At 52.0% G+C, this 24,949-nt stretch carries 21 protein-coding genes; 9 read left to right on the top strand and 12 right to left on the bottom strand.

Annotated elements, in window-relative coordinates; translation table 11 throughout:
* Positions 1-28 precede the first annotated feature (28 nt).
* A complete protein-coding gene (locus tag QEN32_RS12990; protein ID WP_001043449.1) occupies positions 29-568 on the top strand; it encodes a glycine zipper 2TM domain-containing protein in 540 nt (179 codons plus the stop codon).
* A 74-nt stretch (positions 569-642) separates the two neighbouring features.
* Here QEN32_RS12990 and comR read toward each other — a convergent pair whose 3' ends face one another.
* Positions 643-1,278 carry a TetR family copper-responsive transcriptional repressor ComR gene (comR, locus tag QEN32_RS12985; RefSeq protein ID WP_000205986.1) on the bottom strand — a complete coding sequence of 212 codons (636 nt, stop codon included), beginning with the start codon at positions 1,276-1,278 and terminating at the stop codon, positions 643-645.
* A 241-nt stretch (positions 1,279-1,519) separates the two neighbouring features.
* On the opposite strand from comR, the gene bhsA reads away from it, so the two are divergent.
* On the top strand, positions 1,520-1,777 hold the full coding sequence (bhsA, locus tag QEN32_RS12980; RefSeq protein ID WP_000800159.1) for a multiple stress resistance protein BhsA: 258 nt from the start codon (positions 1,520-1,522) through the stop codon (positions 1,775-1,777).
* A gap of 96 nt (positions 1,778-1,873) precedes the next feature.
* On the opposite strand, the gene QEN32_RS12975 is transcribed toward bhsA, so the two are convergent.
* Together QEN32_RS12975 and mfd are read right to left on the bottom strand one after the other, a co-directional pair.
* On the bottom strand, positions 1,874-2,839 hold the full coding sequence (locus tag QEN32_RS12975) for a L,D-transpeptidase family protein (RefSeq protein ID WP_000482961.1): 966 nt from the start codon (positions 2,837-2,839) through the stop codon (positions 1,874-1,876).
* Between the two features lie 147 nt (positions 2,840-2,986).
* Positions 2,987-6,433, bottom strand: a complete 3,447-nt coding sequence (mfd, locus tag QEN32_RS12970) for a transcription-repair coupling factor (RefSeq protein WP_001114323.1) — start codon at positions 6,431-6,433, stop codon at positions 2,987-2,989.
* Positions 6,434-6,770: 337 nt separating this feature from the next.
* Between mfd and lolC the strand changes: the two genes are divergently transcribed.
* The 5 genes from lolC to cobB are packed head-to-tail and all read left to right on the top strand — an operon-like array spanning position 6,771 to position 11,688.
* The gene (gene lolC / locus QEN32_RS12965) at positions 6,771-7,970 is read left to right on the top strand and encodes a lipoprotein-releasing ABC transporter permease subunit LolC (protein WP_001518787.1); all 1,200 of its coding nucleotides are present in this window, start codon (positions 6,771-6,773) and stop codon (positions 7,968-7,970) included.
* On the top strand, positions 7,963-8,664 hold the full coding sequence (lolD, locus tag QEN32_RS12960) for a lipoprotein-releasing ABC transporter ATP-binding protein LolD (RefSeq protein WP_001033714.1): 702 nt from the start codon (positions 7,963-7,965) through the stop codon (positions 8,662-8,664). Before lolC ends, lolD begins: the two co-directional genes overlap by 8 nt.
* The gene (gene lolE, locus QEN32_RS12955; protein ID WP_000168091.1) at positions 8,664-9,908 is read left to right on the top strand and encodes a lipoprotein-releasing ABC transporter permease subunit LolE; all 1,245 of its coding nucleotides are present in this window, start codon (positions 8,664-8,666) and stop codon (positions 9,906-9,908) included. Before lolD ends, lolE begins: the two co-directional genes overlap by 1 nt.
* 28 nt (positions 9,909-9,936) lie before the next feature.
* A complete protein-coding gene (nagK, locus tag QEN32_RS12950) occupies positions 9,937-10,848 on the top strand; it encodes an N-acetylglucosamine kinase (protein WP_000291338.1) in 912 nt (303 codons plus the stop codon).
* A gap of 18 nt (positions 10,849-10,866) precedes the next feature.
* Positions 10,867-11,688 (top strand): Sir2 family NAD+-dependent deacetylase, encoded by an 822-nt coding sequence (gene cobB, locus QEN32_RS12945; protein ID WP_001191856.1) that lies wholly within the window; start codon positions 10,867-10,869, stop codon positions 11,686-11,688.
* 81 nt (positions 11,689-11,769) lie between these two features.
* On the opposite strand, the gene potD is transcribed toward cobB, so the two are convergent.
* From potD to potA, 5 genes are all read right to left on the bottom strand, one after another.
* Entirely contained in the window at positions 11,770-12,816 is a 1,047-nt protein-coding gene (gene potD, locus QEN32_RS12940; protein ID WP_000759335.1) for a spermidine/putrescine ABC transporter substrate-binding protein PotD, read from the bottom strand.
* 24 nt (positions 12,817-12,840) lie between these two features.
* Positions 12,841-13,620 (bottom strand): spermidine/putrescine ABC transporter permease PotC, encoded by a 780-nt coding sequence (potC, locus tag QEN32_RS12935; RefSeq protein ID WP_265322158.1) that lies wholly within the window; start codon positions 13,618-13,620, stop codon positions 12,841-12,843.
* A gap of 315 nt (positions 13,621-13,935) precedes the next feature.
* Entirely contained in the window at positions 13,936-14,946 is a 1,011-nt protein-coding gene (gene sifA / locus QEN32_RS12930; protein ID WP_001537767.1) for an SPI-2 type III secretion system effector SifA, read from the bottom strand.
* 328 nt (positions 14,947-15,274) lie between these two features.
* Positions 15,275-16,138, bottom strand: a complete 864-nt coding sequence (gene potB / locus QEN32_RS12925) for a spermidine/putrescine ABC transporter permease PotB (RefSeq protein WP_000799391.1) — start codon at positions 16,136-16,138, stop codon at positions 15,275-15,277.
* On the bottom strand, positions 16,122-17,258 hold the full coding sequence (gene potA / locus QEN32_RS12920) for a spermidine/putrescine ABC transporter ATP-binding protein PotA (RefSeq protein WP_000531607.1): 1,137 nt from the start codon (positions 17,256-17,258) through the stop codon (positions 16,122-16,124). The genes potB and potA overlap by 17 nt, the downstream gene beginning before the upstream one ends.
* Positions 17,259-17,508: 250 nt before the next feature.
* Between potA and pepT the strand changes: the two genes are divergently transcribed.
* Positions 17,509-18,738, top strand: coding sequence for a peptidase T (pepT, locus tag QEN32_RS12915; RefSeq protein ID WP_000359412.1), 1,230 nt, complete (start codon positions 17,509-17,511; stop codon positions 18,736-18,738).
* A gap of 3 nt (positions 18,739-18,741) precedes the next feature.
* Complete coding sequence (locus QEN32_RS12910; RefSeq protein WP_197405417.1) at positions 18,742-20,076, top strand: hypothetical protein; 1,335 nt, start codon at positions 18,742-18,744, stop codon at positions 20,074-20,076.
* 39 nt (positions 20,077-20,115) lie between these two features.
* On the opposite strand, the gene roxA is transcribed toward QEN32_RS12910, so the two are convergent.
* The 4 genes from roxA to purB form a co-directional block, all read right to left on the bottom strand.
* Entirely contained in the window at positions 20,116-21,237 is a 1,122-nt protein-coding gene (gene roxA / locus QEN32_RS12905) for a [50S ribosomal protein L16]-arginine 3-hydroxylase (protein WP_000456514.1), read from the bottom strand.
* Between the two features lie 80 nt (positions 21,238-21,317).
* Positions 21,318-22,781: a two-component system sensor histidine kinase PhoQ gene (gene phoQ, locus QEN32_RS12900; RefSeq protein ID WP_001031687.1), complete on the bottom strand. Its 1,464-nt coding sequence runs from the start codon at positions 22,779-22,781 to the stop codon at positions 21,318-21,320.
* Positions 22,781-23,452 (bottom strand): two-component system response regulator PhoP, encoded by a 672-nt coding sequence (gene phoP / locus QEN32_RS12895; protein WP_001537766.1) that lies wholly within the window; start codon positions 23,450-23,452, stop codon positions 22,781-22,783. The genes phoQ and phoP overlap by 1 nt, the downstream gene beginning before the upstream one ends.
* Positions 23,453-23,578: 126 nt before the next feature.
* Positions 23,579-24,949: an adenylosuccinate lyase gene (gene purB, locus QEN32_RS12890; RefSeq protein ID WP_000423763.1), complete on the bottom strand. Its 1,371-nt coding sequence runs from the start codon at positions 24,947-24,949 to the stop codon at positions 23,579-23,581.

Here is a 24,949-nt window from a genome sequence, read left to right as displayed (position 1 = left end):
TACCAATAGCAACGAAGGAGGAACTCCCGTGAATAAATCAATGTTGGCGGGTATAGGGATTGGCGTAGCGGCTGCGCTGGGTGTGGCGGCAGTGGCCAGTCTCAACGTATTTGATCGTGGTCCGCAATATGCGCAGGTGATATCGGCTAAACCGATTAAAGAGACGGTAAAAACGCCGCGTCAGGAGTGCCGTAATGTCACGGTCACGCATCGCAGACCGGTTCAGGACGAAAACCGTATTGCCGGCTCGGTGCTTGGCGCAGTAGCAGGCGGCGTGATTGGACATCAATTTGGCGGCGGTCGTGGTAAAGATGTGGCGACGGTCGTCGGGGCGCTGGGCGGCGGTTATGCTGGCAATCAAATCCAGGGATCAATGCAAGAAAGTGATACCTACACTACCACGCAGCAACGCTGTAAGACGGTGTATGACAAATCTGAAAAGATGCTTGGCTACGACGTGACCTACAAAATTGGCGATCAGCAGGGCAAAATCCGCATGGATAAAGACCCCGGAACGCAAATTCCCCTCGACGGCAATGGCCAACTGGTTCTGAATAACAAAGCATAAAAAAGCTGTACTCTGCAAGTTAGCCCCTCATTCGCTCAGGCTGAGGGGCTTTTTTTTATCCGAAGCCACGTCGTTCAGGACTTGAGCAGTTCAGGCCAGATGCGCAGAGTCGTGCGCGTAATTTGCATCAGTTGTTCGAAGGTGGCACCTTCACGGGCGCTGATCGACATTCCCTGTAAAATACAGTTTATATATTCTGCGAGCGCCTGCGGGTTACAGTGCGCCGGAATTTCACCGCGCTCCTGACGTTGGCGCAGAAACTGGATGAGCGTCTGTTCCTGCATAGCGTGGCGTGATTTTACCGTGCGGGCGATATCGCGCGAGGAGGCGGCCAGGGTGGCGGACGTATTAATCATAAAGCAGCCAGCCGGCGTGTCTGTACTGGTAAAGCAGGCGGCAATTTCTGTGAAGTAATCTTCCAGCGCCGATTCTACGCTTTTCTCTTCACAAAAGAGCTGGGCTTCGTGTTTTGAGGCAAAGCGAGTGATGTAGCGATCCAGGACAGCGCGAAATAATCCTTCTTTGTTAGTGAATTCCGCATAGAGAGTAGGCGCTTTCGCCCCGGTAGCCTCTACGAGATCGGCAAGCGAAGTTGCTTCATAGCCGTGCTGCCAGAAGAGAGTCATGGCCTTATCAAGCGCGGCTTCCCTGTCGAACACTTTTGGTCGGCCACGGCTTTTCTTCGCGCAACTCGTGGTATCCGTTGTCATGATGCCGTTGTACCTGTTTAAAGAGCGGTCTCTCTATTATAAAAACAAACCACTTCTGGCTCCAGAGTATTCATTAGAAAAATAAATCAATTCTATTCACATGAAAAATAACATCTTTATAAATTATATAACGATCATTATAAAAAGAGGTTGACGTGTGATATAGATCACATCTATGATTAACTTATCGATCGTTAAGTTAATGCTTACGACACCCATTCATCTGCTAAAGGTCATCACTATGAAAAACGTAAAAACCCTCATCGCTGCTGCCGTACTGAGTTCGCTCTCATTCGCCAGCTTCGCCGCCGTTGAAGTTCAGGCAACGCCAGAAGGTCAACAGAAGTTCGGCACCATTTCCGCGAATGGAGGCACGAATCTGGGCTCGCTGGAAGATCAGCTGGCGCAAAAAGCGCAGGAGATGGGGGCGAAGTCTTTCCGTATTACCTCTGTTACCGGCCCGAATACCCTCCACGGTACGGCGGTAATCTATAAGTAAGCATTAACCCTCATTAATGCCGCTGCGATTGCCACAATAAAAAAAGAAAGCCTCGCGATGCATCGCGAGGCTTTTTTGTCGGTCAGCTATTCACGCTTACAGCGACTGCGGTTTCGCCTCTGCTTGACGGGTTACATCCACCGGCATTCCGGAACGCACTTCCATAACATGTTCCATCACCGCAGCATCGGTCTGCGGCGCGTCCTTAAAGGCCTGCATCGGGCCATTCAGCACAATCGGCAGCACCTGTGGATCGTCGCCTATATTTTTAGACAGCGGCTGATGAACTTCCACCAGTCGCACGCCGCCTGGCTCCACCGAGGCTTTAATCGGCGTATTGATTATATTCACTTTGGTTCCCGGCGTGACCTGACGGAACAATGTCTCTATATCACCGTCGCGCAGACGGATACAGCCGGAACTGACGCGCATACCAATGCCAAAATCGGCATTCGTGCCATGTAACAGATAGACGCCGCCGTAGGCCGCTAAACGAATCGCGTGATGCCCCATTGGGTTATCGGGACCGGCAGGCACCACGGCGGGGAGATCGATGCCTTGCGCTTTATAACGGGCGCGAATATTGGCGGTCGGCGTCCAGGTTGGATTGGCGCGTTTATCCGAAATGGTCGTCACCATCGTTGGCGTCAGGGTATCGCCGCCCAGTTGGCCAATCCCGATAGGGTAGACCGTGACCGTATTTTTCCCCGGTTGATAATAGTAAAGCCGTAATTCCGCGAGGTTAATGACGATACCTTCACGTGGCGCGTCCGGTAGCAGCGTTTGCAGCGGAATCGTTAGCACGCTGCCTGCGCGTGGCACGTAAGGATCAATGCCGGGGTTGGCCTGTAACAGGGCTAAAAAGCCCACGTTATATTTTTTGGCGATCGCCTCCAGCGAGCCGCCGTCGTCTTCAACGACATGGAATTTATTTTCTCCCACCAGTCGACTGCCGGGGGGCGGAAGAGGCCACGTATTCGCCTGCGCGGGAAGGGCAAGCATGATGGTCGCGGTAAGCGCAAACAACGCCCACCAGCGAGAGAGTCGCGTATTGTTGAACATTATAATAAACCCATGATTATTATGTGGTTATTTTTATAAAAGAGGAAATAAGAATTATGGCGGTTGGCTGTGTCTGGAACTGCAGGGAAGTGCAAAGAATTTGTAAAGATTAGGCCGGACGCAGAGTAATGACGCCCGGCCTGACGCTTATGCAATAGCGTTTTCTTCCAGTTGCTGCATGAACTGGCGTACCCAGTCTATACGCGTTTTACGTTCGCTTAAATCCTGAATAAACTTGAGGCGCGTCGGGCCATCCAGACGGAAATGCTGCGGCTGTTTTTGCAGCAACCCGATAAGCCAGGCGGGGTCAACGTGGTTTTTCTCGGCGAACTCAATCGTTCCGCCTTTCTCGTTACCCTCCAGTTTTCGGATGCCGAGCTTTTGCGCCTGTTGGCGCAGGCGTGCGATATCCAGCAGATTACGCGCCGGATCGGGCAGCAGGCCGAAGCGGTCGATCAATTCCACTTTGATCTCTTCCAGCTCGTTTTCGTTCTTCGCGCTGGCAATGCGTTTATAGAATGACAGCCGGGTATTAACATCCGGAATAAAATCATCCGGCAGTAACGACGGCATTCGCAGCTCGACTTCCGTTTGCTGACTGGTGAGATCTTCCAGCGAGGGTTCGCGGCCTGCTTTCAGCGCATCGACGGCGTTTTCCAGCAATTCCATGTAGAGTGAGAAGCCGATGGTTTCCATTGAGCCGCTTTGCTCTTCGCCAAGCAGTTCGCCCGCGCCGCGGATCTCCAGATCGTGAGTCGCCAGCGCAAACCCGGCGCCTAAATCCTCCAGCGACGCAATCGCCTCCAGCCGTTTTTGCGCATCGGTGGTCATGGCCTTAGGATGTGGCGTCAACAGCCAGGCGTAGGCCTGGTGGTGCGAGCGCCCAACGCGGCCACGCAGCTGGTGCAACTGCGCGAGGCCGAAATGATCCGCGCGTTCAATGATGATCGTGTTAGCGGTGGGAATGTCGATCCCCGTTTCGATAATGGTAGTACACACCAGCACGTTAAAACGTTGATGGTGGAAATCATTCATGACCCGTTCCAGCTCACGTTCGCGCATCTGCCCGTGGCCTATAGCGATTCGCGCTTCCGGCACCAGTTCCGCCAGCCGCTCTGCGGCTTTCTGAATATTTTCGACGTCATTGTACAAATAGTAAACCTGACCGCCGCGCAGGATTTCACGCAGAATCGCTTCCCTTACTACCAGGCTATCATACTCGCGGACAAAGGTTTTTACCGCCAGACGACGGGCAGGGGGGGTGGCGATAATGGAGAGATCGCGCATACCGCTCATCGCCATATTCAGCGTCCGCGGGATCGGCGTCGCCGTGAGCGTCAGAATATCGACATCGGCGCGCATCGCCTTAATTCGCTCTTTGTGGCGCACGCCGAAACGGTGCTCTTCATCGACAATCAGCAGGCCGAGGTCGCGCAGCTTCACATCGCTTTGTAGCAGTTTATGCGTACCGATCAGAATATCGATCTTACCCTCGGCGGCTTCCGCCAGGATTTGCGTCTGCTCTTTGGCGCTGCGAAAGCGAGACAGCATCTCAATGCGTACCGGCCAGTTGGCGAAACGGTCGCGGAAGTTGTCATAGTGTTGCTGCGCCAGCAGCGTAGTCGGCACCAGTACCGCCACCTGTTTATGGTTTTCCACCGCCAGGAACGCGGCGCGCATCGCCACTTCGGTTTTGCCGAAGCCGACGTCGCCGCACACCAGCCTGTCCATCGCCAGCGGTTGGCACATATCGCTCAATACGGCGTTAATCGCCTGTGCCTGATCGGGCGTCGTTTCAAACGGGAAGCTGTCGCAGAATAACTGATACTGCTCACGATCATGCTTAAAGGCAAAACCCTCTTTTGCCGCCCGTTGCGCATAAATATCCAACAGTTCCGCTGCGACATCGCGCACTTTTTCCGCCGCTTTCTGCCGGGCGCGCGACCAGGCGTCGCCGCCCAGTTTATGCAGAGGCGCACTTTCTTCCGCGCCGCCGGCATAGCGGCTAATCAGATGCAATGAGGAGACCGGCACATACAGTTTGGCGTCATTGGCGTAGGTGAGCATCAGATACTCACCCTTGATGCCGCCAGCCTCCAGAGTGGTCATGCCGGCATAGCGTCCGACGCCGTGCTCCAGATGCACTACCGGTTGACCGACGTGGAGTTCCGCCAGGTTACGAATCAACGTATCCGGGTTGATCGTACGGCGGGAATCCAGGCGGCGACGCGCCACCCGTTCACCCAGGAGATCGCTTTCACAAATCAGCGCCAGATTGCGTTGGGTGTCGATAAAGCCATGTTCTGCGGCGCCAATCATCAGATAGCGTCCCGCATCCTGCGCCTCGTCCAGGCGTAATATCCGCTTCGGCGCGATTTTTATGCGAGCCAGGAGCTCTCCCAGCGCTTCGCGGCGTCCTTCGCTTTCCACCGAAAAAATCACCGGACCGCTGAAAGATTCGAGGAATTTACGCAGCGCGTCCAGCGGCGCTTTCTGCTGCGCCTGGATAGCCAAATCCGGTAATTTCTGGAAACCAAGATTGGTATTGGCGGCTTTTTCCGGCAGATGGTCGGTTTTAAGCTGGAGGCGAGGCCAGCGTTTAAGCTCGGAAAAGAGCTCATCTACCCGTAGCCAGAGGGCTTCCGGCGGTAAAAGCGGGCGCATAGGATCGACGCCGCGATTTTCAAAACGCGCCAGCGTATCGGCCTGAAAGCGTTCGGCGCTGGTTTCCAGCGAGCCAGTATTCACCACCAGAGTATTGGCGGGGAAATAGCTAAATAATGGCGGTAACGGTTCGCTGAAAAAGAGCGGCTGCCAGTATTCGATCCCGGCGGGCAGGGTGCCTTTGCTGACCTGCTGATAGATGTGCTCGGCGTCGCGTTTTACCTCAAAGGTATCGCGCCACTGGCTACGGAAAAGCTCAATAGCGGCTTTGTCGGTAGGAAATTCGTGCGCGGGCAACAAATTGATGGCCTCGACCTCCTCCAGCGTACGTTGGGTATCCGCGTCAAACAGACGCAGGCTGTCGATTTCATCATCAAAAAAGTCGAGGCGATAAGGCTGTTCGCTGCCCATCGGAAAGAGATCCAACAGCGCGCCGCGCGTCGCGTATTCGCCATGCTCCATCACCTGATCGACATGCCGATAACCGGCGCTGTCAAGCTGCGCGCGCAGAGCGTCGCGGGACAGCCGCTGGCCTTTTTTCATCACCAGCGCATGACCATGCAGATAGCTATGCGGACAAACGCGCTGCATCAGGGTGTTTACCGGTACAATCAAGACGCCGCGCTGCATCGACGGCAACTGGTAGAGCGTGGACAGACGCGAAGAGATAATTTCCTGATGCGGGGAGAAGCTGTCATACGGTAGCGTTTCCCAGTCCGCCAGGTTCATGACCATCTGATCGGTAAACTGGCGGATTTCATCATGCAATCGCAGAGCATTTTGCATGTCAGGCGCTATGAGTACCACCGGACCGGCATGGCGTTCAGCTATCTCCGCCACCAGCGTAGCGCAGGCGGCACCGGTAAGTTCGCCCAACTGGCGCTGATCGCCCGCTTTTGTCGGCAGCGTGTAACGTTGTTTTTCAGGCATAACGGTTGTCAGTATCTCTTTTTGTTTTACGCCGCACTCTACGCGTCACCCTTCAGGCTGCTTCATGGTTGGCTGCACGCCAGGACAGCATGAAGGACTCAGGTATTCAGGGGCATATGACTGATAAGCAATGTTCTTTATTATCCGCGATCGTTGTTTATTAGCAAATTGAATCCGCCGCATAACACGCCGAACAGGTAAAGTATGAACATGTAAGTGACTTGATTTGTCGGCCTTTTTCAGAATAGCGCTGACGAACTCTTACGGTTCAGACATTTACGCATTCCGCTTTCGCTTATATACTCGGGACTTTGCTAACAGCAACCAGACGGATTACATGTATCAACCTGTCGCTCTATTCATCGGCCTGCGTTACATGCGCGGGCGTGCAGCAGATCGCTTCGGTCGCTTCGTTTCCTGGCTTTCCACTATCGGCATTACCCTGGGGGTGATGGCGCTGGTCACGGTATTGTCGGTGATGAACGGTTTTGAGCGCGAACTGCAAAATAACATTCTTGGTTTGATGCCTCAGGCCATCCTCTCTGCTGAACATGGCTCTCTTAACCCGAATCAGATGCCGGAAAAAGCGGTGAATCTGCAAGGCGTTAACCGTATTGCGCCGCTGACGACGGGCGATGTCGTACTGCAAAGCGCGCGTAGCGTTGCGGTTGGCGTGATGTTGGGTATCGATCCGGCGCAAAAAGATCCGTTAACGCCGTATCTGGTCAATGTGAAGCAAAGCGAATTACAGCCGGGTAAGTATAATGTCATCCTCGGCGAGCAGCTCGCCGGACAGTTAGGGGTCAACCGCGGCGATCAGATTCGGCTAATGGTGCCATCTGCCAGCCAGTTTACGCCAATGGGACGTCTGCCCAGCCAGCGTCTGTTTACGGTGATTGGCACATTTGCCGCCAATAGCGAGGTCGATGGCTATGAAATGCTGGTCAATATTCAGGACGCGTCGCGTTTAATGCGCTATCCGGCAGGCAATATTACCGGCTGGCGTCTATGGCTGGATGAACCGCTGCAAGTCGATACCCTCAGCCAACAGACGCTGCCGCAAGGCACTAAGTGGCAGGACTGGCGCGAACGCAAAGGCGAGTTGTTCCAGGCTGTGCGCATGGAAAAGAACATGATGGGATTGTTGCTGAGCCTCATCGTGGCGGTCGCGGCTTTTAACATTATTACTTCGTTGGGTCTGATGGTCATGGAGAAGCAGGGCGAAGTGGCGATTTTACAAACTCAAGGGCTGACGCCGCGACAAATTATGATGGTCTTTATGGTGCAGGGCGCCAGCGCCGGGATTATCGGCGCGCTGTTGGGCGCCGCGCTGGGCGCATTGCTTGCCAGCCAACTGAATAACCTGATGCCGATCATCGGCGCGTTTCTGGATGGCGCTGCGTTGCCCGTGGCGATAGAGCCGTTACAGGTGATCGTTATCGCTCTGGTGGCAATGGCCATTGCGCTGCTTTCTACGCTTTATCCTTCCTGGCGCGCTGCCGCCACTCAACCCGCTGAGGCTTTACGTTATGAATAAGATCCTGTTGCAATGCGACAACCTGTGCAAACGCTATCAGGAAGGCACCGTACAAACCGACGTGTTGCACGATGTCAGCTTCAGTATCGGCGAAGGCGAAATGATGGCGATCGTCGGCAGTTCCGGTTCGGGTAAAAGTACGTTGCTGCATCTGTTAGGCGGGCTGGATACGCCTACCTCTGGCGATGTGATTTTTAGCGGCCAGCCGATGAGCAAACTCTCTTCTGCGGCAAAAGCGGAATTACGTAACCAGAAACTGGGGTTTATCTATCAGTTTCATCATCTCCTGCCGGATTTTACGGCGCTGGAAAACGTGGCGATGCCATTATTGATTGGCAAAAAGAAACCGGCGGAGATTGATGCTCGGGCGCGAGAAATGCTGCACGCCGTAGGGCTGGAGCATCGCGCAACCCATCGACCTTCGGAACTTTCCGGCGGTGAGCGCCAACGTGTCGCGATAGCGCGCGCGTTGGTGAATAATCCGCGTCTGGTACTGGCGGATGAGCCGACCGGTAATCTGGATGCGCGTAATGCCGACAGTATTTTTGAGCTTCTGGGCGAGTTAAATCGTCTGCAGGGAACCGCGTTTCTGGTGGTGACTCACGATTTGCAACTGGCGAAACGTATGAGCCGCCAGCTTGAGATGCGCGATGGCCGCCTGACGGCGGAACTGAGCCTGATGGGGGCGGAGTAATGGCGTCGCCTTTATCATTGTTAATTGGCTTGCGTTTCAGCCGTGGACGGCGGCGCGGCGGTATGGTTTCGCTCATTTCCGTCATTTCTACCATCGGTATCGCGCTGGGCGTGGCGGTATTGATTGTCGGTTTAAGCGCGATGAACGGTTTCGAACGCGAGTTGAATAACCGTATTCTGGCGGTGGTTCCGCACGGGGAGATTGAAGCGGTCAATCAGCCGTGGACCAACTGGCGTGAAGCGCTGGCAAAAGTGCAGAAGGTGCCGGGCATTGCCGCCGCCGCGCCGTATATCAATTTTACCGGCCTGGTAGAGAGCGGGGCGAATTTGCGCGCCATTCAGGTTAAAGGCGTCGACCCTAAGCAAGAGCAGCAGCTTAGCGCGTTACCGTCATTTGTGCAAAATCACGCCTGGGATCATTTCAAAGCGGGCGAGCAGCAGATCATTATCGGCAAAGGCGTCGCCGATGCGCTGAACGTGAAACAGGGCGACTGGGTGTCCATCATGATCCCTAATGCGAATGCCGACCATAAGCTGCTCCAGCCCAAACGCGTGCGTTTGCATGTCATCGGGATTCTGCAACTGAGCGGCCAGCTCGATCACAGCTTCGCCATGATCCCGCTTGAGGATGCGCAGCAGTATCTGGATATGGGGTCCAGCGTTTCCGGTATCGCGCTTAAAGTCCACGACGTGTTTAATGCGAACAAACTGGTGCGTGACGCGGGTGAAGTGACTAACAGCTATGTCTACATTAAGAGCTGGATCGGCACCTACGGCTATATGTATCGCGATATCCAGATGATTCGCGCCATTATGTATCTGGCGATGATTCTGGTGATCGGCGTGGCCTGTTTTAATATCGTTTCCACCTTAGTGATGGCGGTAAAAGACAAAAGCGGCGACATTGCGGTATTAAGAACGCTGGGGGCGAAAGATGGTTTGATTCGTGCCATTTTCGTCTGGTACGGGCTACTCGCGGGCTTGCTGGGCAGTTTGATTGGCGTGGCGATCGGCGTTGTCGTTTCGCTTCAGCTTACCGCCATTATTAATGGGATTGAAAAGGCGATCGGGCATCAGTTTTTGTCCGGCGATATCTATTTTATCGACTTCCTGCCATCCGAATTACATTGGCTGGACGTTGTTTACGTACTGGTCACGGCGTTGTTGTTAAGCTTACTGGCGAGCTGGTATCCGGCGCGGCGGGCGAGCAACATTGACCCTGCGCGAGTATTGAGCGGCCAGTAATCGCGGAATATAAAAACAAGGAGCGGCGATGTATTACGGGTTTGACATTGGCGGAACAAAGATTGCGTTAGGCGTATTTGACTCAACGCGGCGGCTGCAGTGGGAAAAACGGGTTCCCACGCCCCATACCAGCTATAGCGCCTTTTTAGACGCCGTGTGCGAACTGGTCGAGGAAGCCGACCAGCGATTTGGCGTAAAAGGGTCGGTAGGGATTGGCATACCCGGTATGCCGGAAACCGAAGACGGCACGCTGTACGCCGCGAATGTCCCGGCAGCCAGCGGTAAGCCGTTGCGCGCCGATCTCAGCGCCCGACTGGATCGCGATGTGCGTCTGGACAATGACGCTAACTGTTTTGCCTTGTCCGAAGCCTGGGATGATGAATTCACGCAATATCCTTTGGTTATGGGGCTTATTCTCGGCACCGGCGTCGGCGGCGGCCTGGTGCTAAACGGGAAGCCGATTACCGGTCAGAGCTATATCACCGGCGAGTTTGGCCATATGCGTTTGCCGGTTGACGCGCTAACGTTGATGGGGTTTGATTTTCCTCTCCGCCGTTGTGGATGCGGCCAGATGGGCTGCATTGAGAATTATCTGTCCGGGCGCGGGTTTGCGTGGCTATATCAGCATTATTATGATCAATCGCTGCAGGCGCCGGAGATTATCGCGTTGTGGGAGCAGGGTGATGAGCAGGCGCACGCGCATGTTGAGCGCTATCTGGATTTACTGGCGGTTTGTCTGGGGAATATACTGACGATTGTCGATCCCGATTTATTGGTGATCGGCGGCGGACTATCGAACTTTACGGCAATAACAACGCAACTGGCGGAAAGACTGCCGCGCCATCTCCTCCCTGTTGCCCGCGCGCCGCGCATTGAGCGTGCGCGGCATGGGGATGCAGGTGGGATGCGCGGTGCTGCTTTTTTACATCTTACCGACTAATCAAAAAAAGAGGTTGTTATGCAGTCGCGTCGGTTTCATCGATTAAGCCGCTTTCGTAAAAATAAACGTCTGTTGCGTGAACGTCTGCGCCAGCGGATCTTTTTCAGAGACAGAGTGGTGCCGGAAATGATGGAAAACCCAAGAGTATTAGTCCTTACAGGTGCAGGAATTTCTGCAGAGTCTGGTATTCGTACGTTTCGCGCGGCGGATGGCCTTTGGGAAGAGCATCGGGTTGAAGATGTGGCAACGCCGGAAGGATTCGCCCGTAATCCGGGGCTGGTGCAGACATTTTATAATGCCCGCCGTCAGCAGCTTCAACAGCCGGAAATACAACCCAATGCGGCGCATCTGGCGTTAGCGAAGCTTGAAGAAGCGCTTGGCGATCGCTTTTTGCTGGTGACGCAAAACATCGACAATTTGCATGAACGCGCGGGCAACCGCAACATCATTCATATGCATGGCGAGCTGTTGAAGGTGCGCTGTTCGCAAAGCGGCCAAATTCTGGAATGGAACGGCGATGTGATGCCGGAAGATAAATGTCACTGCTGCCAGTTCCCGGCGCCGCTACGTCCGCACGTGGTGTGGTTTGGCGAGATGCCGCTTGGCATGGATGAAATTTATATGGCGCTGTCGATGGCGGATATTTTTATCGCCATTGGCACATCCGGTCATGTCTATCCGGCTGCGGGGTTTGTGCATGAAGCAAAACTGCACGGCGCACATACGGTGGAACTGAATCTTGAGCCAAGCCAGGTCGGCAGCGAGTTTGAAGAGAAGCACTACGGCCCGGCAAGCCAGGTTGTGCCGGAATTTGTTGATAAATTCCTGAAAGGGCTGTAGTGCTGTTTGCCCGGTAACGCCTTATCCGGCCTACATTTCACGTTACGTTCATCTGTAGGCCCGACAGGCGCTTTGGCTGAATTAGCGTCCTGCTTTTAGCTTCTGATAATACTCTTCATAAATGGCGCTGGCGTCGCCGACATCGTTTTGCCACTCGCCTTTGCTGATGGTTTGCGCATCCGGATAGAGCGACTTATCATTGGCGACCTCCGGGCTTAACAGCTTACGCGCCGCCAGGTTGGGGGTAGGGTAGCCGATGGTTTCTGCCACCTCTTTCGCGACGTCAGGACGCAGCAGGAAGTTGATTAGCTTCAGCGCGCCCTCTTTATTTTTCGCGTTCGCCGGAATAGCCAGGCTATCCATCCAGAAAATACCGCCTTCCTTCGGCCAGACGACCTCCAGCGGCGTGCCAGCCTGACGAGCAACGAAGGCCGAACCGTTCCACACCATCCCCAGGTTGACTTCCCCTTCCATATACGGATTCGCCGGATTATCGGAGTTGAAGGCCGCTACGTTCGGCATCAGTTTTTTCAACTCTTCATATGCCGCTTCAATCTCTTTCGGATCGGTAGTGTTACCGGAATAACCTAGCTTGCGCAGCGCCATCTGGAAGACTTCTCGCGCATCGTCGGTTAAAAGCAGGCTGTTTTTATATTCCGGTTTCCACAAGTCAGCCCAGCTGGTAATGGTTTTTGGATCGATAGCATCGCTGTTCACGCCAATCGCCGTTGCGCCCCAGATATACGGAACAGAATAATCGTTGTTGGGGTCAAACGGTTTGTTGAGCATTTCCGGATCGAGGTTGTGGAAATTGGTTAATTTCGACTTATCGATCTTCTGGATCATGCCTTCTTTGCGCATTTTGTCGACATAGTATGTAGAAGGAACAACCAGGTCATACGCGCCATCTTTATAGGTTTTGAGTTTGGCATACATGGTTTCGTTCGACTCGTAGGTCGAATAAATCACCTTAATGCCGGTCTCTTTAGTGAACTGTTCCAGCAGGCCCGGCGGCACATACTCAGTCCAGTTATAGAAATAGAGCGTGTCGTTGTCGGAGGCATGAGCGGTACTCATACCCAGCGCCAGGGCGCCCGCCGCGAGCAGGTGGCGTGACCATTTTTTCATTTAACGTCCCCTGAATTACGGGCCTTATCGGCCCTTGGTTTTATCACGAGCAATAAGCTGGCTGGCAATGACCATTACCAGAGACAGCACCAATAAAACGGTCGCCAGCGCGTTCACTTCTGGTGAAACGCCGACTTTTACCATGGAATAAATCTTTAAGGGTAAAATTTCATAGCCCGGCCCGGTGACAAACGACGAGACTACTACATCGTCCATCGACAACGTAAAGCTCAGCAACCAGCCCGCCGCCACCGCCGGCATCGCCAGCGGCAGAATGATTTTGCGTAAAATCGTTACCTCACTGGCCCCCAGGTCTTTTGCGGCTTCCAGCATTCTGACATCAAAGCCTTTCAGGCGCGAATAGACCGTGACGACCACAAACGGCAGGCTAAAGGTGATGTGCGAGAACAGCAACGACCAAAAGCCCAGTTGAACGCCGAGTAACATAAACAGCACCAGCAGGGAGATCGCCATCACGATATCCGGCGACATCATTACTACAAACAGCATCCCGCTGACGAATGGCTTCCCGCGAAAGCGGTAGCGATAAAGCGCCACCGCGGTTAACGAGCCAATCAACGTGGCGAAGGTCGCTGAAAAAATCGCCATCGTCAGTGAATGTTGAGCGGCCTGCAACAGACTGTCGTTATTGACCAGGAGTTCGTACCATTTAGTGGTAAAGCCCTGCCAGTTAATGCCGAACCGCGAACTGTTGAAGGAGTTCACGATCAGAATAATGATGGGAATATACAGATACGCATAGATGGCAGTCATGAAACCGCCACGGAGCAGCCGACCGATCATTCAAGTTCCACCTTCTTATTCAGAGGATGGGGTGCTTTTAGAGTATTGAAAATGATCAATTTTTTCTCTTCTCCAAAATCTCTCCAAAACGTCTCGCGGTTATCAGCAGCCAGGAAGAAGCAAGCTGCCGCTTGAAGCCGCGAATTTTACAACAAATTGCCAGACGAGCGGGAAAAAAAGGCCATTTAAATGACTATTCTCATCCGATCCGGTCATATGCGGCATTATTGCGCCAGGCAAGAGGTTACTCTGTAGGCAAACAGGAAGTACGTGAGTAAACCCTGAACGTGACGTCTGAGAAAGCGTCGTCTGATTTTATAAAAAACAACATAAACAGCCGCTTTGTTGTTCTGAGCGAACGTGTAGCGTGGTTAACTGTTCTCCCGCCATTTTTTGTATAGCCTGGGGGGCTATTCTAAAAATGGCGTGAAAAACCTGATCAGAGATGACTTCGACTATCTCAGCTAACATACTTTGGCTGGTGCTGGGATCCGTTATGAGGAACGCCTGAAACGTCTTATCCGCCAGTAAAACCTCTTTTACCATTTTTTCAATAGGTATGTGGGTATGCGGTGGTGGTATTTCAAGCTGTTTTAAGCCACACATCGCCATTGTTTCTAAAAATGCGTTTTGCTGAGTACTTTCGGATATATTCGCATGCTGTAAAATGCGCGTTGTCTTTTCAATCCCAGACTGAATTTTCGCTGCCAGGTAGGTTACCTTTTCTTGCGTTTTCCACTCATCTAAATGTCCTTTTCTCAATTCAGAATATAAATACCCCTCTATGTTGTCTAATGGAACCGATAATGTCGGCGCGCCAGCAAGATTGAGACATAATGTCGAAGGGAGGGGGTAATCTGCGATGTCGCTATATCTTCTATTAATCATGGCCGTCATTTGTGGATGCGATTTTAAAATATCCGGGCGATCTTTCATTAAAAAATAGACCTTCCCCATGACTTCACAGCTAAAGGTATCGGTATTTTGAGTGATACGTAACAATTCGTTCTCTTCGTTTTGATCCATGATACGAAGAATCATGATGGCATCATTTTCATGAGGATTATGAACCTGAAATCTATCTCTTTGCGATGCGCAGGCTAATGCCTTCAACTCAAAAAAAATCTCTGTAAGCCGCTCTCGTGTGGGGGTACAATCGGCAAACAACATCTCATGTAGACAACGGTCCGCTTTTGCTTTGCCAGTAGAAAAAAAGAAGTCTTTAATTTTTTCCCATAAAACTTTGCAACATGTTTCTTTCGTATTCCCTGGGGGATTGATAAGGATTTCACTTTTTAAAAGACCATTCCCTATAGTAATCGGCATATTAATCTCACTTATACTGGAGTAAAAATGACTACATAATTGATTAAATCGACCCTTTTTATCTCAACTGCGGGCGCATCGGATGTAATATAATTTTTAAAAGAGACTGGCAATCAGTATAAAACCTGAGAGCTTCGCGTATAAACGCATTACTGTCTGTGATAGCGTCGCTACAGGTAAAAATAAAAGAAGGCCTGGCGCGGATGATGCTGTAGATTTGCAATACTGGCGGCAACTGCTTTCATGCGTTTTTTATGCCGGAGGCATGAAGTTTACCCTTGAATAAACTTCATGCCTGGATGCGTGTGGATTTGTTAGCGTTGCGCAATTAATCGCTTATATCACTCACCTTCTTATTCAATAAGCGGGAAGCCCGCCAGTAAATCAACAGCATGAGTCCCATCACAATGGTCAGCGTAATGCTGGTCGCCGCGCCAAACGGCCAGTCGCGAATATTCAGGAACTGTACCTTAATGACGTTACCAATCAGCAGGTTTTTCGCGCCACCCATTAAATCGGAGACGTAGAACAGGCCCATTGCCGGTAGCATCACGAGCAGGCAACCGGCGACAATGCCCGGCATGGTTAATGGAATAATGATGCGGATGAACGTTTGCATTTTACTGGCGCCGAGATCGCGTGCGGCCTCCAGTAGCGGTTTGTCGAGCTTCTCAATGCTGGAGTAGAGCGGCATGACCATAAACGGCAGCAAAATGTAAACCAGGCCGATAATAACGGCGCTCGGGGTGAACATGATGCGAATCGGCGTATCAATCACGCCCAGCCACAGCAGGAATTCATTGAGATAACCTTTAGTGCTCAGGAATATTTTTAGCCCATAGATGCGGATCAGTGAGTTGGTCCAGAAAGGAACGATCAGCAAAAACAGCAATAACGGACGTATCTTTTCCGGTAACTTCGCCAGGAACCAGGCAAAAGGATAGCCCAGCACCAGGCAGGAGAGGGTGGCGATCAGCGCCATATTCAGAGAGTGCAGGAGCACTTCAAAATAGAGCGGATCGAGCAGGCGTGCGTAGTTATCCAGCGTAAAGACCATCTTGACGAAACTGGCGTCGTCACGGGTCAGAAAGCTGGTGCCAATGATCATCAGGTTGGGCAGAAAAACAAACAACACAAGCCAACCGACGATAGTGACAATCACTACATTCTGGAATTTACTTGTGTTCTTCATCAGCCAGTACGACCTCCCAGCTTTCTACCCAACTAATGGCCATTTTTTGGTCAAGTGAATGGTCGAAGTCAGGATCGTCTTCGTTGAAGAATTCGCTGACCATCACCATTTTGCCATTTTCCAGTTCAACCACCGACTCCAGCGTCATACCTTTATAATTGCGCTCGCGCACGTAGCCGATAAGCCCTTCGATGTGGTTATCATCGTTGATCTCTTCGACGCGTAGATCTTCCGGTCGCAGCAGGACGTTCAGTTTTTGGCCCGGTTCGACAGCGAAATTGACGTATATATTGCACTCCCGACCTTCTACGCTGGCGCGGACGCGCTGTTCATCAAGCCGTTCAATGACGGTTGCGTCAAAGCGGTTAATTTCGCCGATAAAACCGGCGACAAACAGGTTTTTTGGCTCTTCATAGATTTCACGCGGCGTGCCGTCTTGCTCAATCACGCCATTACGCATTACCACGATACGATCGGACATGGTGAGCGCTTCTTCCTGATCGTGAGTGACAAAAACAAACGTGATACCGAGTTTACGCTGTAATGCTTTAAGCTCGTTCTGCATTTGTTTGCGCAATTTATAGTCCAGCGCGGAAAGCGATTCATCCAGTAATAACAGGCGAGGTTTATTCACCACCGCGCGAGCGATAGCCACACGCTGCTGCTGTCCGCCGGAAAGCTGGTGCGGTTTACGTTGTGCAAACTCTTCAAGCTGCACCATACGCAGCGCATCGGTCACGCGAGGCGCTATCTCGGCGGCTGGCGTTTTTTGCATCCGTAAGCCAAACGCGACATTTTCAAACACCGTCATATGCGGAAATAAAGCGTAGCTTTGAAATACGGTATTTACATAACGATTTTCGGCGGGAACGTGGGTGATATCCTGGTTATCCAACATGATATGCCCGGCATCAACGGTTTCCAGGCCGGCAATCAGGCGAAGAACGGTTGTTTTACCGCAGCCGGAAGGGCCAAGCAGCGTGAGGAATTCGCCATTGTTAATGGTCAAATCCAGCTGTGAAATGACCTCTTTGCCATCGAAACTTTTGCTAATTCCCGACAAAAGCACCAGCGGTGAAAGCGAACGCGGTTGATTATTCAATTTCTTACTCTGTCCCATGTAAACGCAACGGATGGCTGACCGCTGCGGGGTTTGTGGTTAACCACCTTAATCACTCTTAATGAGGGCGGTCATTCTACGGCAAACCACTGTGATCGCCAATCCTTGTTGCGAATTACTGACTTAGCTTTATAGTCAGAAAGCGTGTCAAAGTGAAATATTCTTGTTTGCAGGGATAAAAGTGACCTGACGCAATATTTGTCTTTTCTTGCTTATTAATAATGTTGTCACGAAAAGTGAGGGTGACTGCATGGATAAACTACTTGAGCGTTTTTTACACTACGTATCGCTGGATACCCAATCAAAGTCGGGTGTTCGGCAGGTTCCCAGCACTGAGGGGCAGTGGAAGTTACTACGTTTGCTCAAACAGCAGCTCGAAGAGATGGGGCTGGTTAACATTACATTAAGTGAAAAAGGGACGTTGATGGCGACGCTCCCGGCCAATGTTGAGGGGGATATTCCCGCCATTGGTTTTATCTCCCATGTGGATACCTCTCCGGATTTCAGCGGTAAAAACGTTAACCCGCAGATTGTCGAGAATTATCGTGGCGGCGATATAGCATTAGGGATTGGCGATGAGGTGTTGTCACCCGTGATGTTCCCGGTACTGCATCAATTACTGGGACAGACGCTGATTACTACCGATGGTAAGACATTGCTGGGCGCGGACGATAAAGCCGGTGTTGCGGAGATCATGACCGCGCTGGCGGTGCTGAAAGGTAATCCTATTCCCCACGGCGACATTAAAGTGGCGTTTACGCCTGACGAAGAGGTAGGGAAAGGCGCGAAGCACTTCGATGTTGAGGAGTTTGGCGCGCAGTGGGCCTATACGGTCGACGGCGGCGGCGTGGGCGAACTGGAGTTTGAAAACTTCAATGCCGCCTCGGTGAATATCAAAATCGTCGGCAATAACGTGCATCCCGGTACGGCGAAAGGCGTGATGGTCAATGCGCTGTCGTTGGCGGCGAGGATTCACGCGGAAGTGCCGGCGGATGAAGCGCCTGAAACCACAGAAGGTTACGAAGGGTTTTATCATCTGGCCAGCATGAAAGGCACCGTTGACCGGGCCGAAATGCACTACATCATTCGCGATTTCGACCGTAAGCAGTTTGAAGCGCGTAAACGCAAAATGATGGAGATTGCCAAAAAAGTCGGTAAGGGGCTGCATCCGGACTGCTATATCGAACTGGTGATTGAAGACAGTTATTACAATATGCGCGAAAAAGTGGTTGAGCATCCGCATATTCTCGATATCGCCCAGCAGGCCATGCGCGACTGTCATATTACGCCGGAGATGAAACCGATTCGCGGCGGTACAGACGGGGCGCAACTGTCGTTTATGGGCCTGCCGTGTCCTAATCTCTTTACCGGCGGATATAACTATCATGGTAAGCATGAGTTTGTGACGCTGGAGGGGATGGAAAAAGCGGTACAGGTGATTGTACGTATCGCGGAGCTGACGGCGAAGCGCGGCCAGTAGCGAATGTTACGCATTGTGGTGAAGCGTTTTATTATTTATGGCGGGATATTTTCCGCCATCAATTTTTCTGCCTGGAGCGCCGAATATACGCCTTCCTGGTCCCTGCGCCAGCAACAATCTTCAGCATGTTTTATGACCGGCGATGAAACCTGCATGACGTTTATTGATGATGCGGTGAGGCTGGCCTCGCGGCAATATGGCAAACGCTCAATACAGCTTGTTCGTAGCCTGCTATTACAAAGCGATATTTATCAATGGCTGGGTAAACCTGAATTAACGCCGCAAATGCTGCTGCGAGCGCGGGCAATAATGAAAACATTTCCGGCGGGCACTTATCCGGGCGATCGGGCCGATATGTTTGAACACCTGGCGGCCTTTTATGTTTACAGTGACGATCGCCATATAGAGTATTCACCTACAGAGCAGTGGCGATACGAGATCAAGGTTGATTACCGTCAGCGGATAGCCTGGCAAGAGCAGGCATTAACGTGGCGTCTTAAAGACAAAAAGGCATCGACGGAAGCATTGGTTTATACCTTAAACAGGATGCGCGACGCTTATTCTGATGCGCTGGAGGAGCGGGATGTCGAATGTGATAGTGCGCGTAAAGCCTATTATTTGGCGAAGATAGACGCAACGGAGCAGCAGTGGCTGGGCGTTATTTTACGGGATAAAACCTGGGATAATCGTGAGCGCGTCGCCTCTTTTTTGCAGCAGAAAGCGGATATTGCTTATAATGCAGGGCATATTAGCGAGGCGATTAATGCGCTAAGTCAGGCGCTAAAAATTGAGCAAACGCTTTATGGCGCCGAATTCGGCGAAATGACGGTTGACAGCAATAATCTTGCTGGCTTTTATGCACAGGGCCATCATTATAAGGAAGCGAAAGATCTCTACCTTAAACTTATCGCGTATTACCAGAGCCGTTTAACGCCAATGGCGACGGTAATATCACGATTACGCTTTTATTTGCCCGAAAACATCGACCTGGACAGTACCTCCCTCTATCTCCCATTGCTGGAAGAATATAAACGTCGGCAGTCTGACGTATCCATGGTGTTGTATGGTATTTCGCTGCTTTATCAGAATAATCAACAGCTTGAACAAGCAAAAGACTTTGCGGAACGCGCCTTTACGCTTGATGCCGTAGCTTATCCAGCAAAGATACAGTATGAACGATTACAGCAACTGGCTAATATTGCCGAAGGTCTTGGCGATAACGTACTGGCGCGACGTTACCGACAATTGTCATTTCGCCATCGAATGGCCCACTCGATTTATCCGGGCGATCCGCAATATAACGATTTCGCCAAACCTGGCGGCGATCGTTGTGGATAGTTTGCGTCAGCCCGGCGGTCGCCGGGCATTGCGATGTTCTTATCCTTCGAAAAACCAGTATCCGCTATTCACCAGCGCCGCCAGCATCGCGAGGAAGGACGGGTCTTCCAGCGCATCGCCGAAGTTTTCAGCGGTCAGTGCAATATGACTGGCGAGCGCCTCCAGAGCGGGGCGATGCGGAGAGTCTATTTTTTCGCCATTCGCATAGACCTCATCGCCGATACGCAATACGCGAAGCCCGCCGAGACGTACTAATACCTCGCCTTGCTTTAAGGCATCGTAAATTTCATCAGGCTGATACGGCGGCTCCGGCGGCGCAATATCCAGTTCGTGGCGTGACTGAGAGAGAAACTCGCCAAGCCACTGTTGGAAATGCGCGGGTTGATTGATCAAATCGAGCATCATATTACGCAGTTTATCCATCTCCTGCGGCAGGATATCCGCCGGATGCTTGCGGGACGGCATATCCGGATCGCTGTAGTATGTATTGCCCAACTCCCGTTGCAGGACGTAATCGGCAAAACCGCTGATCAGCTCACGGCTATTGGGCGCGCGAAAACCGACCGAATAGTTCATGGCGTTTTCCAGCGCATAGCCTTCATGCGGGAATCCTGGCGGAATATACAGAATGTCGCCCGGCTCCAGCTCTTCATCAATAATGGCCTCGAACGGATCGACTTGTAACAGGTCGGGATGCGGGCAGTGCTGACGCATTTGCAGCTTTTCGCCCACGCGCCAGCGACGGCGACCGGTTCCCTGGATAATAAACACATCATACTGATCCAGATGCGGGCCAACGCCGCCGCCGGGGACGGAAAAGGAGATCATCAGATCGTCGATACGCCAGTCCGGCAGAGCGCGGAACGGGCGCATCAAGGCGGCGGTGGGTTCGTGCCAGTGGTTTACCGCTTGTACCAGCAGCGACCAGTTGCTCTCACCCAGATGATCGTAGCTTTCGAAAGGGCCATGGCTGACCTGCCATTTGCCATCCTGATGGCTAACGAGACGGCTGTCGATTTCGCTTTCCATCGCCAGCCCCGCCAGCTCATCCGGCGAGAGCGGATCGATAAAGTTGCTAAACCCACGTTTTAAGACCACCGGGCGTTTTTGCCAGTGGCGTTCAAGAAAGTCGGGCCAGTTAAGAGTTAATTGGTATTCCATGTTAAGTATCCGCAGGCTGGTATCTGACACCGATTATAACGGATGCTTAACGAGATGCGTGGAAGAACGCACAGAAATGTTTATTCCTCTTTCTGTGTGGGATGCTGTCGGCCAAAAACGACCTCCATACGGGCACCGCCGAGCAGACTGTCGCTGGCAATGATCTGCCCGGCGTATTGTTCCGTAATCTCGCGCGCGACAGCCAGCCCCACGCCTTGTCCTGGTCGTAGGGTATCGGCGCGCTGACCGCGATCAAACACCAGGGAACGTTTGCTGTGGGGAATGCCTGGGCCGTCATCTTCGACGAAAATATGCAAATGATCGTCGGTCTGGCGAGCCGAAATCTCGACAAACTCCAGGCAATATTTACAAGCGTTGTCCAGTACGTTGCCCATTACTTCGACAAAGTCGTTTTGCTCGCCGACAAAACTGATCTCTGGTGAAATATCCATACTGATATTCACCCCTTTACGCTGATAAACTTTATTTAGCGCGGAGATCAGGTTATCTAACAACGGCGCGACGGGATGCAGTTCGCGGCTTAACAACACGCCGCTACCGCGCATACTGGCGCGATGCAGATAATAGCCGATCTGCTGGGAAATCCGGCTGATCTGTTCCAGCATCACCGGTTCAGCTTTGCTGACGCTCATCTTTTCGTTGCGTAAAGAGCGTAACGTACTCTGCAAAACCGCGAGCGGCGTTTTTAAACTGTGCGTCAGGTCGGTCAGGGTCGTGCGGTATTTGTTATAACGTTCACGCTCGCTTTTGAGCAGTTGATTAAGGTTGCGCACAAGGCTGGTCAGCTCACGCGTCGTCTCCGGATTGAGCATTTCGCGGTGATGATCTTCAAGCTCGCGGACTTCCCGCGCCAGCGCCTCGATAGGGCGTAAGCTCCACCAGGCGGCGATCCACAGTAAAGGAATGACTAACAGTAAATTGGCGGCCAGCACGTATACGAACCAGCTCCACACCATATAGGAGCGTTTTAGCTCTATCGGAATGGTATCGACCACCACGATGGTTAACTGCGGCATCCGCGCCGTGGCAGGATAAATATTTACCGCTACCGAGTGGGTCATCTCCGCATCATCGTCATCTTCACGTACTTCTTTAAGTTTTTCCTGCGCGGAATGATCCTCGCTCAACAGCGTGCTGGTAGCGTCTACGTTGGTTTCAATTTCATGGAAGCCGTTCGTTTTTAACCATTCCGGTTGAATGCTTTTAATCAGCCAGGGGATATTGCGCTGCGTCCATAATAATTTGCCCGTTTCATCGTAAATCAGCGTCATGGTCGGGCTTTGCATGTCCAGATTTTCAGGCAGCTCAACGCTGATTTTATTATTTTCCCATTTGGCGAGGGTATAAAACAGGTTGCTTTCGCCGCGCAGCAAACGAAAGGTGGTTTTATCAAAACTTACGCTATAGCCGACCAGCGCCACTATACCATATGCCAGAGAAAGCACCAGCACGACGCCGGCTGTCGCCAGCAAAAAACGAACCCGCAGCGACAGCGGCAGAAAATGGCGAGCAAATTTATTCATTAGCGCAATTCAAAAAGATATCCTTGTCCGCGTACGGTGGTAATGACATCGTGCGGATACTGGGCCTGTATTTTTTTCCGCAGACGCCCCATGAGAACATCAATGGTATGACTTTCCCGCAGTTCCGCATCCGGATACAGTTGAAGCATCAGCGAATCCTTGCTGACCACTTTACCGTTGTTACGGATAAGCGTTTCCATAATGGTGTATTCGAACGCCGTGAGTTTGATGACCTCTTCATTGACGGATAATTCCCGGCGTGAGAGATCCACCTGGAAAGGCGGGATGTTGATCACCTGGGAGGCCAGACCGCTATTACGGCGCATTAACGCCTGCATACGCGCCATTACCTCTTCGATGTGGAATGGCTTCGTTACGTAGTCATCGGCCCCGGAGCTGAGAACCTCGACTTTATCCTGCCAGCCTTCGCGCGCGGTTAACACCAGAACCGGCAGTGAAACATCACTGCTGCGCCAGCGGCGTATTAAGGAAAGGCCGTCTTCATCCGGCAGACCTAAATCGACAATAGCGATATCCGGAAGGTGTTCATTAAGGTAGTAATCAGCTTCCCTGGCATCTTCTGCGGCATCGACCTGGTGACCTGAATCCTGGAGCTGAACCTTCAGGTGGTGGCGTAATAATGCATTATCCTCTACAACCAGTACGCGCATCATCTCTTCTCCCTTGTGTTAACAATAAGAACAGTCTAGCGTTGATTATGGTGCTTTGGGGATAAACAGTTAATAAACCAGACAAATAGTCACCCTCTTTCTGAAGAAAAGAGGGTGAGGCAGGCATTATTTAAGTTCGTCGACCAGAGTCACAGCGCGACCGATATAATTTGCCGGCGTCATGGCTTTAAGGCGCGTTTTTTCTGCTTCCGGCAGGGCCAGACTATCAATAAACTGTTTCATTCCTTCGGCATCAACACGCTTGCCACGGGTCAATTCTTTCAGTTTTTCATATGGTTTTTCAATACCATAGCGGCGCATGACGGTCTGGATCGGCTCGGCTAATACTTCCCAGTTGTGATCCAGTTCGTCAAGCAGATGATCGCGGTTTACTTCCAGCTTGCTGACGCCCTTCAGGGTGGACTGATAAGCGATAAGCGCATAGCCGATGCCGACACCCAGGTTACGCAGAACGGTTGAGTCGGTCAGATCGCGCTGCCAGCGGGAAACCGGCAGTTTGTTTGCCAGATGGTGCAACACTGCATTAGACAGACCGAGGTTGCCTTCTGAGTTTTCAAAGTCAATGGGGTTAACTTTATGCGGCATGGTAGAAGAACCGATCTCCCCGGCGATGGTTTTCTGTTTGAAATGGTTCAACGCAATATAGCCCCAGACATCGCGATCGAAATCAATCAGGATGGTGTTAAAGCGCGCGATACAGTCAAACAGTTCCGCAATATAATCATGCGGTTCAATCTGGGTGGTGTAAGGATTCCACTGGATGCCCAGCGAGGTGACGAACTCTTCGCTGAACTGATGCCAGTCAACTTCCGGATAGGCGGCGATATGCGCGTTATAGTTGCCTACGGCGCCGTTGATTTTACCGAGGATCTCCACCTGGTTGAGCTGGCGGAACTGACGCTCCATACGGTAAGCCACGTTAGCCATTTCTTTGCCCAGCGTAGACGGGGTGGCAGGTTGACCGTGGGTACGGGAGAGCAGAGGAATATCGCGATACTGCGTGGCGAGATCTTTAACCGCGTTAATCACCTGACGCCAGTAAGGCAGGATCACTTCATCGCGCGCGGTTTTGAGCATTAACGCGTGCGACAGGTTGTTAATGTCCTCAGAAGTGCAGGCAAAGTGGATAAACTCGGAAACGTCATGTAGCGCCGGGATCGCGGCGACTTTTTCTTTCAGGAAATACTCAACTGCCTTCACATCATGGTTAGTCGTACGCTCAATGGTTTTAATGCGCGCGGCATCTTCTTCATTGAAGTTTGCCACAAGCGTATCCAGGTAACCGTTTGCGTCGGCAGCAAAAGCAGGAACTTCCTTGATCGCTGCGTGCGCGGCTAATTTCTGCAGCCAACGTACTTCGACTTGTACACGAAATTTCAGCAAACCGTATTCGCTAAAAATTCCGCGCAGCGCGCTGACTTTATCGCCGTAGCGTCCATCGACAGGGGAAACGGCGGTCAGTGAGGATAATTCCAT

This window comes from Salmonella sp. SA14318 (genome assembly GCF_029866905.1).
GTDB classification, from domain to species: Bacteria; Pseudomonadota; Gammaproteobacteria; order Enterobacterales; family Enterobacteriaceae; genus Salmonella; species Salmonella enterica.
This window is presented reverse-complemented; position numbering and strand designations above follow the sequence as displayed.

Coding starts and splice junctions, on each gene's coding strand:
- mfd (WP_001114323.1), bottom strand. CDS start 6,433: ATGCCTGAAAAACAACGTTACACGCTGCCGACAAAAGCGGGCGATCAG.
- lolE (WP_000168091.1), top strand. CDS start 8,664: ATGGCGTCGCCTTTATCATTGTTAATTGGCTTGCGTTTCAGCCGTGGA.
- potB (WP_000799391.1), bottom strand. CDS start 16,138: ATGAAGAACACAAGTAAATTCCAGAATGTAGTGATTGTCACTATCGTC.
- potC (WP_265322158.1), bottom strand. CDS start 13,620: ATGATCGGTCGGCTGCTCCGTGGCGGTTTCATGACTGCCATCTATGCG.
- potD (WP_000759335.1), bottom strand. CDS start 12,816: ATGAAAAAATGGTCACGCCACCTGCTCGCGGCGGGCGCCCTGGCGCTG.
- pepT (WP_000359412.1), top strand. CDS start 17,509: ATGGATAAACTACTTGAGCGTTTTTTACACTACGTATCGCTGGATACC.
- sifA (WP_001537767.1), bottom strand. CDS start 14,946: ATGCCGATTACTATAGGGAATGGTCTTTTAAAAAGTGAAATCCTTATC.
- phoQ (WP_001031687.1), bottom strand. CDS start 22,781: ATGAATAAATTTGCTCGCCATTTTCTGCCGCTGTCGCTGCGGGTTCGT.
- QEN32_RS12910 (WP_197405417.1), top strand. CDS start 18,742: ATGTTACGCATTGTGGTGAAGCGTTTTATTATTTATGGCGGGATATTT.
- roxA (WP_000456514.1), bottom strand. CDS start 21,237: ATGGAATACCAATTAACTCTTAACTGGCCCGACTTTCTTGAACGCCAC.
- nagK (WP_000291338.1), top strand. CDS start 9,937: ATGTATTACGGGTTTGACATTGGCGGAACAAAGATTGCGTTAGGCGTA.
- lolD (WP_001033714.1), top strand. CDS start 7,963: ATGAATAAGATCCTGTTGCAATGCGACAACCTGTGCAAACGCTATCAG.
- bhsA (WP_000800159.1), top strand. CDS start 1,520: ATGAAAAACGTAAAAACCCTCATCGCTGCTGCCGTACTGAGTTCGCTC.
- cobB (WP_001191856.1), top strand. CDS start 10,867: ATGCAGTCGCGTCGGTTTCATCGATTAAGCCGCTTTCGTAAAAATAAA.
- purB (WP_000423763.1), bottom strand. CDS start 24,949: ATGGAATTATCCTCACTGACCGCCGTTTCCCCTGTCGATGGACGCTAC.
- potA (WP_000531607.1), bottom strand. CDS start 17,258: ATGGGACAGAGTAAGAAATTGAATAATCAACCGCGTTCGCTTTCACCG.
- comR (WP_000205986.1), bottom strand. CDS start 1,278: ATGACAACGGATACCACGAGTTGCGCGAAGAAAAGCCGTGGCCGACCA.
- phoP (WP_001537766.1), bottom strand. CDS start 23,452: ATGCGCGTACTGGTTGTAGAGGATAATGCATTATTACGCCACCACCTG.
- QEN32_RS12975 (WP_000482961.1), bottom strand. CDS start 2,839: ATGTTCAACAATACGCGACTCTCTCGCTGGTGGGCGTTGTTTGCGCTT.
- lolC (WP_001518787.1), top strand. CDS start 6,771: ATGTATCAACCTGTCGCTCTATTCATCGGCCTGCGTTACATGCGCGGG.